Source organism: Methylomonas albis (genome assembly GCF_014850955.1).
Lineage (GTDB): Bacteria > Pseudomonadota > Gammaproteobacteria > Methylococcales > Methylomonadaceae > Methylomonas > Methylomonas albis.
On the sequence record NZ_JACXSS010000001.1, the window covers coordinates 4,183,256 to 4,198,087 of the forward strand.

The 14,832-nt window shown below is 53.4% G+C and carries 9 protein-coding genes; 3 read left to right on the top strand and 6 right to left on the bottom strand.

Annotated elements, in window-relative coordinates:
• Nucleotides 1–146: 146 nt before the first annotated feature.
• The 3 genes from EBA_RS19125 (at nt 147) to EBA_RS19135 (ending at nt 2,108) form a co-directional block, all read left to right on the top strand.
• Nucleotides 147–899, top strand: coding sequence for a peptidase (locus EBA_RS19125; protein WP_192376188.1), 753 nt, complete (start codon nt 147–149; stop codon nt 897–899).
• A gap of 176 nt (nt 900–1,075) precedes the next feature.
• The gene (locus EBA_RS19130) at nt 1,076–1,870 is read left to right on the top strand and encodes a lysophospholipid acyltransferase family protein (protein ID WP_192376189.1); all 795 of its coding nucleotides are present in this window, start codon (nt 1,076–1,078) and stop codon (nt 1,868–1,870) included.
• A complete protein-coding gene (locus tag EBA_RS19135) occupies nt 1,860–2,108 on the top strand; it encodes a phosphopantetheine-binding protein (RefSeq protein ID WP_456085612.1) in 249 nt (82 codons plus the stop codon). The genes EBA_RS19130 and EBA_RS19135 overlap by 11 nt, the downstream gene beginning before the upstream one ends.
• 54 nt (nt 2,109–2,162) lie before the next feature.
• Here EBA_RS19135 and EBA_RS19140 read toward each other — a convergent pair whose 3' ends face one another.
• The 6 genes from EBA_RS19140 to EBA_RS19165 all read right to left on the bottom strand — a co-directional run bounded on the left by EBA_RS19140 (nt 2,163) and on the right by EBA_RS19165 (nt 14,581).
• Nucleotides 2,163–4,049: a diguanylate cyclase gene (locus EBA_RS19140; RefSeq protein WP_192376191.1), complete on the bottom strand. Its 1,887-nt coding sequence runs from the start codon at nt 4,047–4,049 to the stop codon at nt 2,163–2,165.
• Between the two features lie 586 nt (nt 4,050–4,635).
• Nucleotides 4,636–4,962 carry a hypothetical protein gene (locus tag EBA_RS19145; RefSeq protein WP_192376192.1) on the bottom strand — a complete coding sequence of 109 codons (327 nt, stop codon included), beginning with the start codon at nt 4,960–4,962 and terminating at the stop codon, nt 4,636–4,638.
• Between the two features lie 260 nt (nt 4,963–5,222).
• Nucleotides 5,223–6,605: a 3'-5' exonuclease family protein gene (locus tag EBA_RS19150; RefSeq protein WP_192376193.1), complete on the bottom strand. Its 1,383-nt coding sequence runs from the start codon at nt 6,603–6,605 to the stop codon at nt 5,223–5,225.
• Nucleotides 6,606–6,613: 8 nt separating this feature from the next.
• On the bottom strand, nt 6,614–9,523 hold the full coding sequence (gcvP, locus tag EBA_RS19155) for an aminomethyl-transferring glycine dehydrogenase (RefSeq protein WP_192376194.1): 2,910 nt from the start codon (nt 9,521–9,523) through the stop codon (nt 6,614–6,616).
• A 4-nt stretch (nt 9,524–9,527) separates the two neighbouring features.
• Nucleotides 9,528–10,619 carry a glycine cleavage system aminomethyltransferase GcvT gene (gene gcvT / locus EBA_RS19160; RefSeq protein ID WP_324615366.1) on the bottom strand — a complete coding sequence of 364 codons (1,092 nt, stop codon included), beginning with the start codon at nt 10,617–10,619 and terminating at the stop codon, nt 9,528–9,530.
• A gap of 281 nt (nt 10,620–10,900) precedes the next feature.
• A complete protein-coding gene (locus EBA_RS19165; protein ID WP_192376196.1) occupies nt 10,901–14,581 on the bottom strand; it encodes a hypothetical protein in 3,681 nt (1,226 codons plus the stop codon).
• Nucleotides 14,582–14,832 lie beyond the last annotated feature (251 nt).

The following is a 14,832-nucleotide window of genomic DNA, read 5'->3' on the forward strand; positions in this document are numbered from 1 at the left end:
TCGCAGCCCACGATGCATCGTCATGGTGCAAATACCAGAACCCTAACGGCAAACATAATCAACCAAAAGTTAATCAACACTGGCCTTGGCCTTTACGCAGCTTCTTTAGTACACTGCCAATAACCCTATTTTCAGGCACAGAGCGTATGACTTACTGTATTGCTGTCTCTCTAAAAGACGGACTGGTATTAACCTCAGACTCCAGAACCAACGCTGGCATCGACAATGTCAGCATTCACGGCAAGATGCACGCATTCTGCACCGCCTCGGATCGGAAGATCGTGTTGCTAAGCGCCGGCAATCTGGCTACCACCCAGGCGGTGATCGACCAGTTGAAACGCGATATGAAGGAAGAGTCCGAAATCAATCTGGACACGGTTAATTATCTGTCGGAAGCAGCGGAATACCTGGGGCGGGTCAGTGTCGAAAAACAGCGCCGTCACGTGGATGCCGGCCAAAGCAGCTTCAATCCGTCCGCCACTTTTATCCTGGCGGGGCAAATCGGCCAGGAACCGCACCGCGCATACTTGATATATCCGGAAGGCAATTGCATCACCACCTCCCGGCAAACCCCCTATTTGCAAATCGGCGAAAATAAATACGGCAAACCGGTGCTGGATCGATTTTTAAAAATCGATACCTCCTTGCACGAAGCCGGCCGCTGCTGTTTGATTTCGATGGATTCCACCATGCGCAGCAACGCCAGCGTTGGCGCGCCGGTGGAACTGTTGATTTATCACCGGGATACGCTGATGCTGGACGAGTACTATTGCTTCCAGGAAGACAACGAGTATTTGAGCAAAATCCGCAAGATGTGGCACGAAAAGCTGAAAGAAGCCTTCGCCACCTTACCGCAGTTCAGTAAAGAGGATTCCCGTCCGCTACCCGGCTGCATATAAAAACCGTGCTTTACCCTACGTAGCGACACACGGAACAGAGCGCTAGCGGTGCGGTTTGATTTATCGTCTATAACTCGTCACAACGGTGAGCAACCGCTACAATTGCCGGCCTTTTTCAAAGTCCTGCTCGCCGACCCAGCCATATGGCGTTTGGGCGATCAGGGCCGCAATGTGCCATGGCAAAAAAACTAATTCAAAAAGTTAATTACGGCTGGCGCTTGCTGGCGACGGCCATTAGCTTTAGCTGTTTCGGTATCGGCGGCGTTTTACTATGGCTGCTGGTATTTCCGCTGTTGGCGATATGGCCGGGCAGCCGCGTCCAAAAAGCCTGCCGCGCCCAGTACACGGTACACCTCAGTTTTTATATCTTTATAGGCTTGATGCACAGGCTGGGCGTGATGACGTATGAAGTGATCGGTCTGGAAAAACTCAACCGTCCCGGCCAACTAATTCTCGCCAATCATCCAACGCTGGTAGACGTGGTATTTCTACTCAGCCGAATCAAACAAGCCAACTGCATCGTCAAAGCCAGCCTGTGGCGCAACCCGGCGATGCGTGGACCAATCTTGAACGCCGGCTATATCAGCAACGCCGATTCCGAAACCATGATCAACGATTGCGCAACCTGGCTGCAAAACGGCGGTGCCATGCTCATTTTCCCGGAAGGCACCCGCTCGGTGCCGGGCCAGCCTTATCGATTTCAACGCGGCGCGGCGGCCATTGCCTTACAAGCCGGTAGTATAATCACCCCGGTAACCCTGACTTGCATGCCCAGCACCCTGACCAAAACCCAAGCCTGGCACCAAATCCCGCAGCGGCGTTTTCATTTGCAAATGATCGTCGGTGACGATGTAGAGTTGCAGCCTTTCCGGGCACTGCAACCCCGTTCGATAGCAGTGCGCCGTTTAACGCAGCATTTACAGGATTATTTTACTCAACAACGAGAACGCCATGAGCGAGATGGAAACTGAATTAAAACACCTGATTATCGACACGCTGGCGTTGGAAGATGTCGATGTCGCGGATATAGACAGCGATGCCGCGCTATTCAATGGCGGCTTGGGCCTGGACTCCATAGACGCGCTGGAACTGGGATTGGCGATACGCAAAAAGTATCAGGTAAAAATCGATGCCGAACAGGACGACGTGGTAAAAATCTTCGCCTCGGTGGCCACATTGGCCCACTATATAGAATCGGTTCGCCGTTGAAACCTGTATTAAAATCCTGACGAAACAATATGGTAGCGTTTTACCAATCTATTGTTACTGCGAAAAACTACAGACTTTATTCCGACCGCCATGTTTGGCTTGATACAAGCCTTTATCGGCCAGATTCAACAAATCACCGATGCTACTGCCTTCATCCGTGAGGGTGGCCACGCCAATTGACACCGTAAAGTAAAGCGCCTGACCGGACTCCACAATAATGGCGCTGCCGGCCACCACTGTTCTCAGTCGTTCCGCCACCTCAATAGCTTTTAGCAAACCGGTTTCCGGCAACAAAATCGCAAACTCTTCGCCGCCCATACGCCCGGGAATATCGATTTCCCGTAAAACCTCCACCAAAATGCAACCCAGTTTTTGCAAGGCGTGATCGCCCGCCGCATGACCGTAATTGTCGTTGACGGCTTTAAAATAATCGATATCCAGCATCAATACCGACAAGGGATTGCCGTAACGGCCACTGCGCGCCAATTCCGCTTCGCCCTGTTCCATGAAATAGCGGCGATTGGCAATGCCGGTCAGATAATCGATGCGCGCCTGGCGCTCCAACTCCGCTTGCAGGGCTTTGCGTTCGCTGATGTCGCGCACGAACGCACAGTTATATTCCAGGCCTTCGAAAACCAGATAATTCGCAGCCACTTCCACCGGAATTTCTCGGCCGTCTTTACATCGATGCAAGGTTTCCAGCTTCAACGAACCCTTTTGCTTCAGTTCCTGCCAATGCACTGACCAATGCTCGGCCTGTAAAGACGGATCGATATCCGTGACCGAAAAAGCTAGTAACTCTTCTCGGCTGTAGCCCAATACTTGGCAGGCGGTATTGTTAACAAATTGCAGCTTGGCGTCGGCAGCTATCCAGTACAAACATTCGGTGGCTCTATCAACCGAAAACTGCGTCAAATGCAACGCTTTTTCAGCGTGCTTACGTTCAGTAACGTCGTTGTATATCGAGACAATTTCGCCACCCGGCAATTTATATACATAATTTTCCCGCCAGCCTTGAATCCGCTCGTCGCGATAAAACGCTGGTGGAAAAGCTTCCGGCGCTCCGGTTTTAGCTACCCGCCGCAACACATCCAGCAAGCCGAACTCGAATACACCTGGAAACATCTCGGTGAGCTTTTTACCGATCAACTGTTTACGGGTAATTTTTTCAATCTGCTCGGCGGCCTTGTTGAAGCCGATAATAATGAAGTCCCGGCCATCTTCACTGACTCGGTATACCGCCACCCCGCTGCTCATATTCTTGAACAAGGCCGACAAACGCGCCTCACTAGCGGCCAAGGCACGTTTTTCGAACAGCAACTGCTGATTGTTTTGAATCAACTGCTCGGCTCGCTCTTCGACGCGCCGATTCAGTTCGTTATTTAGCGCCGCCAATTCCGCCACGGCCTGTTTTTGCTTTAAACGGTCCGCGCCGTGCTTGGCAAAGGATTGCGCGAGTTGCGCGTACATTTTGGTGATGGTTTCCAGCCGTTGCCGCGGTATGACGGGCACTTTGGCAATGCTTTGCAAATAACTGTTTTCTTCAAACCCGCAACGCCGGGCTCGGCCGCGAAAAAACTCCAGATCGGGCGGCTCGATAAAACATTGGCCGGTAAAGATATTGGCGACGTGTTGGCCGTCAACAATAATCGGCATGGCCGAATCCACCAGACCGTTCAGGCATTTATAGATCGCAAATGTGTCGCCATGCAGCATACTCTCAGCCAAGGCCGTATCGCTTTCTATGCAGTTGCTACAAGTGTCGTGATTGACCCGATGAAATTTCAGGCAGGCATCTTGCCAACCGGCGTTGGTAATAACGATGCCATCGGTGTCGATAATAGCGTTTGCTATGCCGATCACCTGATGCAAGTCGTCCATCAGCGTTTGCAGACTGGCAAGATCGACAAGTTGGGCGTATTTGATGGTGTTTTCGGACATCGGCTGGTCTGGAATCGAGCAATTAAGTTAACAGTCTGACGTTAGGATTGATAATAGCAGCATTCCGCTGAAGCGAAACTTTAAAACGCTGGATTTTGGCTAGCGACGAATGCGCTCCAAGCAGTATTCGTATGGCATTAACGCGAATGACTGCTTAGCAAGCACGCTATGGCGACCAAGCCCGACCGCTCACCAACTGGCAAAGCACGGTCCGGCGGCAGTAATTACCTCGCGGCGATCCGGACAAGAATTTCAAGAAACCGCCGAACGCGTCGCAGGGCGGATAAGCAACTGGAAATTACATTACTAAAAGATCGATAGTTTCTGTTGTTTAGGCCTAGCTTGGAAATATCGATTGAGTTTAAAGAAAACAAAATAACTAAAGTTTATTCGTATACGGCAAACGTAATGCCATAACCCAAAGAGATAAGGCATGAGTGCGGAAAAAATACAAATTGGAATTCACCCGTAACTCGATAACGTGAGCAGCACGTAGCCTCGATGCAATCGAGGTTTCAAAGCAAGGCTCTATCGGACTACCACGCTAGCCACACGGGATGGCGCTTCGCTTATCCTTCCTACGGCCCTATGCATAAATCAGTAAAATACAAAAAATCACAAGTGTGATAATAACTTTATATAATTTTTTGCTTAAAAATTTTCTTGTCAATCCCCCAGTCAATATTCCGAAACTATATGTTAAAAGCATAACAGGCCCCAAAAATGCCACTACTAAACCCAAACCTCCCGCCAGTGATGGAGAGCCTTCGTCGCCATGAGCACTGAAAAAGATATAGCTAAATACTCCCAGTAACCCTGAAATTGTTAACACGGCTCCAGATTTTGGCTTAAACAGCAATCCAACAAAGTAACCCAAAATTAACGAACAGATTGATATTAGTGTTGTAAACATATTCTTAGTGAATTTGCCGTATCTCGATAAACCCGAGGGAGAATAGGGCCACAAACCCGAATAGCAAAGCGTAATCGGACGAATGTGGTTTTAACCGACCCGACCACACTAAATGTTTGGGACAACACCACAACCTCAGCCTTTTTCAACGACTTGCTGAGCGGCATATAAACTCGATAGCATGCGCAATACCATCCGCCATTCAAGCATTAGGATTCGCGATCCATTTCCCCAGCAACAACATAGCCGCAAAGATATTGTTAACCAACCATCTCCAAAACTCCCGGCAACACCACAACCTCCGCCTTTTTCAACGACTTACTCAGCAACATATAAGTATCCCGATCAAAGGCCGGAACGCCGGCCTGTAATAGCTCGGCTATCTCCGCTTCGTTTTTGGCTGTGCCCAGATAACACCAGCGATCAATCACATGCAGATCCTCGCCTTCTCGGACGCCAATCGCGCCCGGATACGGCCAGACGGCGAGTTTGAGTTTTTGCATGGCGATCAATAGCCGCGTGGCATGTGCCAACGGAGCCTCCATACCCACGCAGGCACCTCGGCATTTTTTCAACTGATGGGCAAAACAGGGCCGGCCGGCGGCGGTTTTCTCCAGGCCCAACACGCCCAGACACAGACCATGCTGCTCGGCGACACTACGTAGGGCTTTTTGGGCGTCGCGCAGGCAGTGATACAAACCGTAGAGATTGTCCTGCGCGCCAAAATCCAGATGGTCTGCCCAGGTCAACATCGGCCGTAGATGTTCGCCCTGTTGTTGCAATTGCCAGGCGCACAATGCGCTTTTTCGGCGCAAGCGCTGGTTATGTACCGGCATCATTTCTTTGATTAATTTAGACTCGGTCAGTAGCGCACCCAACTCGCCAGCGGTTTCGATCCAATCGATGCGCCGCAGTTGCTGGGCCAAGCTCATTTCCTTGTTGTTCTTATGATCGGCGCCGAAATGCGCCAATACCCGGTTACGAATATTCACGCTTTTGCCGATGTACAAGGGCAAGTCGTTCTCACCGTAAAACAAATAGACGCCTGGCGCTTCCGGCAAGTCGTGAATCAATAAGGGATCGATATTGGACGGCAAGCTGGAACGACCGACCAAACGCTGAACGACGGCATCAACGATCTCGTCGGAAAATTGTTCGTAGGCCTGGGTCCAAAACTGGTGAATCAATTGCGCGTCGGCCAAGGCCCGGTGCCGGTCTTTGGCCTGCAAACCATGCCGTTCAATGAGGCTATCCAGGTTATGCCGATGAAAATGCGGGTACAAAGCCCGTGACAGTTTGACGGTACACAATACTTGCGGCCTAAACGTAATCCCCACCCGGCTAAACTCGTTCTTCAAAAAACTGTAATCGAAACGGGCGTTATGGGCGATGAATAAGCGCCCTTCCAACAATTCCGCCACTTCGCCGCCCACTTGCGCAAAACTGGGTGCGTCCGCGACCATCTCATTGCTGATGCCGGTCAATTGTTCGATAAACAACGGAATACGGGCTTGCGGGTGCACTAATTGGTTCCACTCCCTTACACCGTCCTCGTCGACTAGGACGATGCCTATTTCGGTGATGCGGTCTTTGGTCGCTGAGGCGCCGGTGGTTTCCAGGTCCACAAAGGCCAAAGCTTGCATGGTGGCATTCAGGATGCAGCCTCCAACGGCTCAGCCCAATCGGTCGGACAGCTGCACATCACGTTGCGGTCGCCGTAAACGTTGTCGATACGGCCCACCGGCGGCCAGTATTTATCGTCATGCTGATGACTGTCCGGGAAGAAAGCTTTTTGCCGGGAATACGGCAACATCCATTCTTCCAATAGCAGCCGATGGGTATGTGGCGCATTGTGCAGCACATTGTTCTGGCAGTCTGCCTGGCCGTCTTCGATCTCTTGAATTTCTTGCCGAATCGCTATTAGGGTTGCGCAAAAGCGGTCGATCTCGGTTTTATTCTCGCTCTCGGTGGGTTCTATCATCAAGGTATCGGCCACCGGAAACGATACGGTCGGGGCGTGGAAACCGTAATCGATCAGGCGCTTGGCAATGTCCTCAACCGTGACATTGGCGGTTTTACGAAATTGATGGCAATCGATAATGCATTCATGCGCCACCCAGCCGTTGGCATCGGTATACAGAATCGGATAATGCGGCGCCAGACGGCGGGCCACATAATTGGCGTTCATGATCGCAGCCAAGGTCGCCCGGCGCAGACCGGTCGCGCCCATCATGGCGATATATGCCCAAGAAATTGTCAAAATGCTGGCCGAGCCCCACGGCGCCGCCGACACGGTGCCGACCGTGCCATGCTCGCCCTTGGCCGGGTTGACGCCTTCCACCAAAGGATGATCCGGCAGAAACGGCGCCAAGTGCGCACCGACACCTATCGGCCCGACTCCGGGACCGCCGCCGCCATGCGGGATGCAAAAAGTTTTGTGCAAATTCAAATGCGCCACGTCCGCACCGATCTTGCCGGGCCGGCTGAGACCGACTAAGGCGTTGAAATTGGCGCCGTCCATATACACCTGGCCGCCGTGTTGATGGACGACGTCGCAAATCTCGCGAAAGGCTTGTTCGTAAACGCCGTGGGTGGACGGATAGGTAATCATCAGCGCCGCCAGCGTATCTTTGTATTGCAGGGCCTTAGCGCGCAAATCCTCGACGCTGACATTGCCTTGGGCGTCGCAGGCCACCACCACCACGGTCAAGCCGGCCAAGGTGGCACTGGCCGGATTGGTGCCGTGCGCGGACGCCGGAATCAGGCAAATATCGCGTTGCCCCTGGCCGTTGACTTGATGATATTTACGTATCACCAGCAGGCCGGTGTACTCGCCTTGCGAGCCGGCATTGGGTTGCAGGGAAAACGCATCGAAGCCGGTTAAATCGCACAGCATATCTTCCAGCTCCGCGAATAATTGCTGATAACCTTGGGCTTGATACAGCGGCGCAAACGGGTGCATCGAATTGAATTCGTAGAACGAAATGGCTTGCATCTCAGTCGCGGCGTTCAGTTTCATGGTGCACGAGCCTAGCGGGATCATCGCCCTATCCAAAGCAATATCGCGGCGCGCCAGCCGGCGCATGTAGCGCATCATCTCGGTTTCCGAGTGATACAAACTAAACACCGGGTTCTGCAAAATTACATCGTTGCGCAACAGCGCATCCGGGATGCATTCATTCAAGGATGCATCCAGCACGGCAATGTCCGGCAGTTCGGCAATCGGCGAAGCGAACACCTGCCATAAGGTGCGTAAATGCTCGCGGTTAGTGGTTTCATCCAGGGCAATACCCAGGGTATCGGCATCGATAATGCGTAGATTGATATTCACGTCAGCCGCCTGCGCGGCGATGCGCCGGGCGCGATTCGGCGCGCTAACCAGCACGGTATCGAAATAACACTGGCTCAGCACCTGATGGCCGCTTTGCACCAGACCCGCCGCCAGAATCTGTGCATAGCGATGTACCCGGCCGGCAATCATCCGCAGACCTTCCGCACCATGATAAATCGCGTAAAAACCGGCGATCACCGCCAGCAACACCTGTGACGTACAGATATTGCTGGTGGCCTTGTCGCGGCGAATGTGCTGCTCGCGGGTCTGCAAGGCCATCCGTAAGGCGATCTGGCCGTGGCTATCCTTGGAAACGCCGATCAAACGGCCCGGCATCGATCGTTTGAATTCGTCGCGCGTGGCAAAAAAAGCCGCGTGCGGACCGCCGTAACCCATCGGCACGCCAAAACGCTGGGCGCTGCCTACCGCAATGTCGGCATCGAAAGCGGCCGGCGGTTTCAGCAAGACCAGGCTCAACAGATCCGCAGCTACCGTGACCAGCGCTTGTTTGCCATGCGCAAGCGCGGTCGCCTCGGTCAGATCGCGAATCTCGCCGCTGGAACCGGGGTATTGCAGAATCAAGGCAAAGAAATCGTGTTGCGCCAGATTGTCGAACGGATCGGCGACCACCACTTCATAGCCCAAGGAACCGGCGCGGGTCCGCACCACGGCGATGGTTTGCGGATGGCAATTTTTGTCGATCAACACGGTATTGGATGGGCTTTTGGCCAGGCGCCTCGACATGGTCATCGCTTCCGCCGCCGCAGTCGCTTCGTCCAATAACGACGCGTTGGCGATGTCCATGCCGGTTAAATCGATGATCATTTGCTGAAAATTCAACAAAGCCTCCAGCCGGCCCTGCCCTACTTCGGCCTGATACGGCGTATAGGCGGTGTACCAGCCGGGGTTTTCCAGCACGTTACGCTTGATCACGGCCGGCATGATGGTGTCGTAGTAACCCATGCCTATCATCGACACCAGCACCTTGTTACGCTCGCGCATTTTGCGCAAGTACTTGATCACTGCCCGCTCGCTGATGGTGCCGGTGAGTTTCAGCGGTTCGTGATTCAAAATATTGGCAGGAATGACTTGGCCGACAATCTGTTCCAGATCACTCAAGCCCAGTTCGGCCAGCATCTCCTGGGTCTGTTGCGGGTTGGGACCGATATGGCGCTGGATGAAATTTCCGCGCATTTCCAGTTGGTCGAGACGGGGGTGTTTTGCAGACATGGCTTTATGTTCTCAAGTAGCGGTGTGGAACGAAAGGTAGCGAGGTGACCGTGACCAGTATCGGCGAGTTCCGCACCAGCGCCGTCAATACCGTACCATTTGCGGCAAACCGGCCATCCAGGAGTGCCATCGCCACCGGCCGGTTCAGACTGGGCGAAAAACTGCCGCTGGTCACCGTGCCGACTGCTTGGTCTTGATGATATATCCGGCAACCATCCCGCACCGGGATGCGGCCTTCCACCAGCAAACCAACGCGCACTCGCTCAGGGCCATTTTGCCATTGCGCCAGTATTTTTTCGGCGCCGGGAAAATCGCTATGGCCTTTTTTGAATAACCATTGCAAGCGCGCTTCTATCGGCGTAATGGTTTCGTTAAGTTCATGGCCGTACAGGCAAAGGCCGGCTTCCAACCGTAGGGTGTCACGAGCCCCCAAACCTATCGGCTCGACACCGGCTTCCGCCAACAGCAAACCCGCGATTCGTTCCGCTGCGGCTTGTGGCAGGGAAATCTCGAAGCCGTCTTCGCCAGTGTAGCCGCTGCGACTAATAGTGCATGCCACCCCGGCTATTTCGGCTGCACAAGCCTGCATAAATGTCAGACCGGCAGCCTCAGCCGAAAACTTGGTCATCACTGATGCGGCACTCGGCCCTTGTAAGGCCAACAAGGCCAACTCGCTTAGTTCCTCAAACCCGCAATCGGCTGGTAACCGGCTACGCAGATAGGCAAAATCTTTGTCTTTGCAACCGGCATTGACGATGATAGCCAAGCCCGAGGCAATGCGGGTGACGATAATGTCGTCTATCACGCCACCCTCGGCATGGGTCAATACCGTGTATTTCTGCGCACCGAGTTTTAAATCGACGATACCGCCGGGCGTGAGTTTTTCCAGGGCTTCGGCCGCACCTTCGCCGATTACCCGGCACTGACCCATATGCGAAATATCGAAAAAACCGGCCTGACTGCGGCAGTGCAAATGCTCATGAATAATGCCGTTTTTGTATTGCACCGGCATTTGGTAGCCGGCAAATGTGGTCATCTTGGCAGCCAATTGCCGATGTAAATCGTACAAGGGCGTTTGCTTTGAACTAGTCACCATTGCCATCCTATACTGTTAGTAGTTTTGCTAAGTCTAGCCCCGGAACGCAGTCCGACCAACCTAAGTTTTTGCCGGAAAAAGAGTGACGGCATTTAACTATGCCGACCACTAGATTCTAAGTAAGCATTTTATTTTTAAATCAGCCATTTTTATTGGCTTATAGCTTTATTGCCTTTACCCCCACAATGCCGATTTAACAGCATTAGCAATAAATATGAAAAAATAGCAGCCTGGATAGAAAAACCGTTTTCCTTACAAAGGCGGCATACATAACCCAGGCTTCAATCGCGAATCAAATTTAGATAGGCCGCGTGTGGCAGCAGATAGACAGGACTGGGCGAAATAGACACGCTGGCCTTGCCCGCAGCATCGACCGCTAGCTCGCGAACTTGCCCGACTACATCCACCAACACCCAGGCTTGTTGGGGATCTAACTGCATAGTCCAAGCGCTGCTGGTTTCGTCTGAGCGCCAGATCATCAAGGTGTCGCCAAAATAAGCTGCCTGAATGTTCGCGTCCTTGGCATCGACAGCGCGGTAAGGCAAACCGTCGATCAACGCGCTGGCGGTATATAGCGCGGCTTCGCCGGGTTTGTGGCCCAGCGAATAATCCCAGATTCGGCCATAAGCTTGGTCATATTCATGGGCGATACAAAACGCCACGCCCAGATAATCCTTGCGGCTGTTGATCCAGGCAATGATTTTCGCCACCTGCTCCGCCTGCCAGCGTCGACCGCTAAAACCGTGCATGGCTTTGGCACCGGTTTCGCCTAGCCAGAACGGCAATTTGTTGGTTTTGCCTAAACCGGCATAAGCGGCCAGCACGCCACGCTCGTCTTCTGTGGAGCCATTACCGATTGGGCCGCCAAAACGTGGCGGCTGTTGCGGATAGGCATGTACGTCCCAAGCATCCTGATAATTATCCAAACCCAGTTGCAACACTTGCTTGAACCAATCGCCCTCGCCCGGCCTGACCAGGCTGCCGCCCACGTAATGTGCATCGTTACGGGCTTGATGAGCCTGCTGATATTCCCATTTGGCCCGTTCGACCCAATGCGCCGGCTCGCGCAGCTTTTGCCAGTCGGCTTCTTGGCGAATGTCTATTTCGTTCGTGGCTTTAAAATAGCGGGTGTAAGCGGCCGCAGAATTGATAAAGTGTTGGCCGTCAGTAGGCTTGTCGTTCAACCAATTGCTGTCGCCTGAGGAATCGGCAAATACCTGCACGCCGCGCTGTTTGGCTTGTTCCCACAGTGGCTTATATTCGGGATCAAAACCCGGATAGCTACCGTAGCTTCTGAAAATCCCCATCCGTTCCAGCCAAGCAAAATAACCACCAGACTGCCTGAAACTTTTGTCCCCGTCGGCCAGCGCGTAGTAATCGTTATTCCAAAGCTTCTTTTGCGCCAGCCGTTGCTTTTGGGCGACGTTACCGCCGACCACACTAAAACCGTCGGCTGGATAATGCATAATCAAGCGGCCGTCGGTCCTATACAAGGACGGATAGACCGCGTAATAGCCCGGCTCAAGAAGCTTGCCAAAATCGGCTTCAATCTGACCGGGAAAAGTATCGCTGACTTCCCGTTCGGCGACCTGTTTGCCGCTGTAATCCACCAGGCGCAGACGGCATTTTGCCGGAAAGCGCAGTAGCGGCGCCGCTAAAGTCGTTTCTTCCAAAATCGGCTGCCAGCGTAAATCCAGCTTTAACTTCACCGTATCGCCCGAATGCGGCAGGTTGGCCGGCGCATCGACAAATATCAAGGGCCGCAATTGGGCGGCAATGCCTTGCAAAGCCGGATCGGCGTCAGGATCAGCGACTTGGGTTTTCAAACCTTCCAGGGGGCGACCGGCCGGATCGGTAAATAAACCGGAGAAATAAAAGCGCTCGCCTTGCTCATGTTGCATCACCAATTTAACTAACAGACTATGCCAACCGGGGGAGAGATTTAGTGTCGCCACTTGCGCTTGCTCCGAGCGTTCGGCTGTGGCGCTCACCAACAAACCTTCCGGGGTCACACCGTGCAATAAGGCTTTAGCCTGAATACCAATAGGCTTGCTGAAACCGGCCGGCGGCGTTGGATTGCTAGTGAACGTAAAAGACCGGCCATCCAGCCAACCCGCAGATTTGATACCGGATTGTTTTAGATGTAACAGAGCAGACCGGGATTGGTCGGTATACAAATACAGCTGGGCATAGCCGCTGCCCCGCGCCCAACCGTAAGCATGCTGGGTGCTGGCTTCAATGTCGGTTTCGCCGTTAGCCTGGGTCGGTGCGATGCGCCAATTGCGCATTTTGCCGCCCATCATTTCCAAACTTAGGTAGGGTTGCTCGGGATTGGGCCGTAAGATGGTTTCCGTATCCAGGCCAGACACCGATGCGCCGGCCGGGCCGTCTTGCAAACCGCCGACCAGCCAAGCAGCCGGCACACCGTTGTTTAGCGGTGTTGGCGACGCGGGAGCAACTGGAGCGGGTTTCGGCATTGTGCCGACTTGGCCGGGTTCGTTCAGAAACTTAAGCGCCGCCTCTTCATTTGCTGGCCGAGTGATTACACCCAGCAAAGTGTAATGATCATCTGTGATTACCGCCGCAGGCAGCGACTCGAGATGCAACTGCCCAGCCATCGTTTCGGCTTCCGCTCCGATCAAATAGGTCACCGGCAATTTTTCATAAATTGGGCGCGCAGCATCCGCAGCCAAACCGCGAAATAGTATCTCGGCGTGTTCACCCTTGCCATCCAACAGATAAAGGCGTTGCGGACCGTTGGCGGCAGGTTTGGTCAAAGCCAAAAATCGATTTCTAGCCTGGGCCTGCTCTGGGGACATCCAACCACCGAGCGGCTTATCCAATTGCAATAAAAAAGCATCGAAGACTTTGGCCCCGTCGGCCTTGCCGCTATTTTCGATGTCCAGCCAACGGTCGCCAGGCAACAATGTCACGCCGGCAGATGCCGGTAACCATTGATATTCCCACGGCGTGGTATTGGTCAACGCAAACTCCGCGCGAGTTGCCGGCTCTTCAGGCTTGGCACCGGCCTTGACGATGAAATTTTGTTTGACCTGCGACACCTCGCCACCGTTTTTATAGCGGGCTTGCAAGCGGTATTGGCCGGGTTTCAAGGTCGCCGGCAACTCAAAACGAAAACGTCCGCCCCAATCGCCAAAGCCCTGATGAAACAATAATGCTTCGTCGTTCTCGATTGCCAATGCGCCGGTATTAAGACCCGCCGTGGCAGTACCGGCAACGACGTCGAGATACGGCGGCCTCGGCAATGCCGCCAAGGCCGGTGCCTTGCCCAGCTCCAACAGCACAGCCGGCTGTTCGACACTACCCTGCACCGGCAATGCCGCCCACGGCGAGGCCAACAAAAATGCATCAAAGACCTTGGCATCGTGGCCGTTACCGCTATTACGGATCTCGATCACCCTATCGCCAGCCTGCAGCGGCACCGGCACATCGCCGGTAATCCAGGCATATTCCCAGCCCTTGGGTTTGAGCGACAAACTGCCGCGCAACGCCAACCGACTAGCATCCGGCCCGGCCCAAACTTCAAAAGTCTGCACGCACGCATGCGGATCGCCACCCTGCCGCCAACGCGCCCAAAATCGAAAATCACCCGCGACCGGTTGGATCAAATCGAAACGAAAAGCCGCCTGCCATGAGCCAAAGCCTGAATGCAACACGTTAACGGCTTCAGGCTCGACTTGCCAGCTAACGCCGGCTTGCGGCTCTTGCAGCGCCTGGCCTTGAACGACTTGGACACCGGGCAACAAGGGCGATTTCGCAGAAGACGCACTACCCAGCTCGAGCACTAAGGCCGGTTGCAGCGGAGTGGGATTGATGGGCAGATTCGTCGCGTCATTTGGACTGGCCTGACACAAACTAACGGCAGCCATTGTCAGCAGACAAGCAACAATGACACGGGTAGAGGCCGAAAACAGCCTGATGAACACAATACAGGGAGACATCGCAAATCCTTGTCGGTTATAAACGCCCGAAACTAGTCCGAGAGCCGAACACATCCTTGTGGGTTCCATGATAAAACATCGTGGCGAAATATGGCTATCGTCTATTAAAAAGCTGACGATCTTGGTTTTATTTATGTCGTTGATTCGTTCGCAAAAAAATCACCCGCATGCTTACGAGCGGCTTTTTCAAGGCCAACAAGTTTCAATGGAACGACTCTTTTGAGATGGACTAGTAATGGGACTCAAGATTT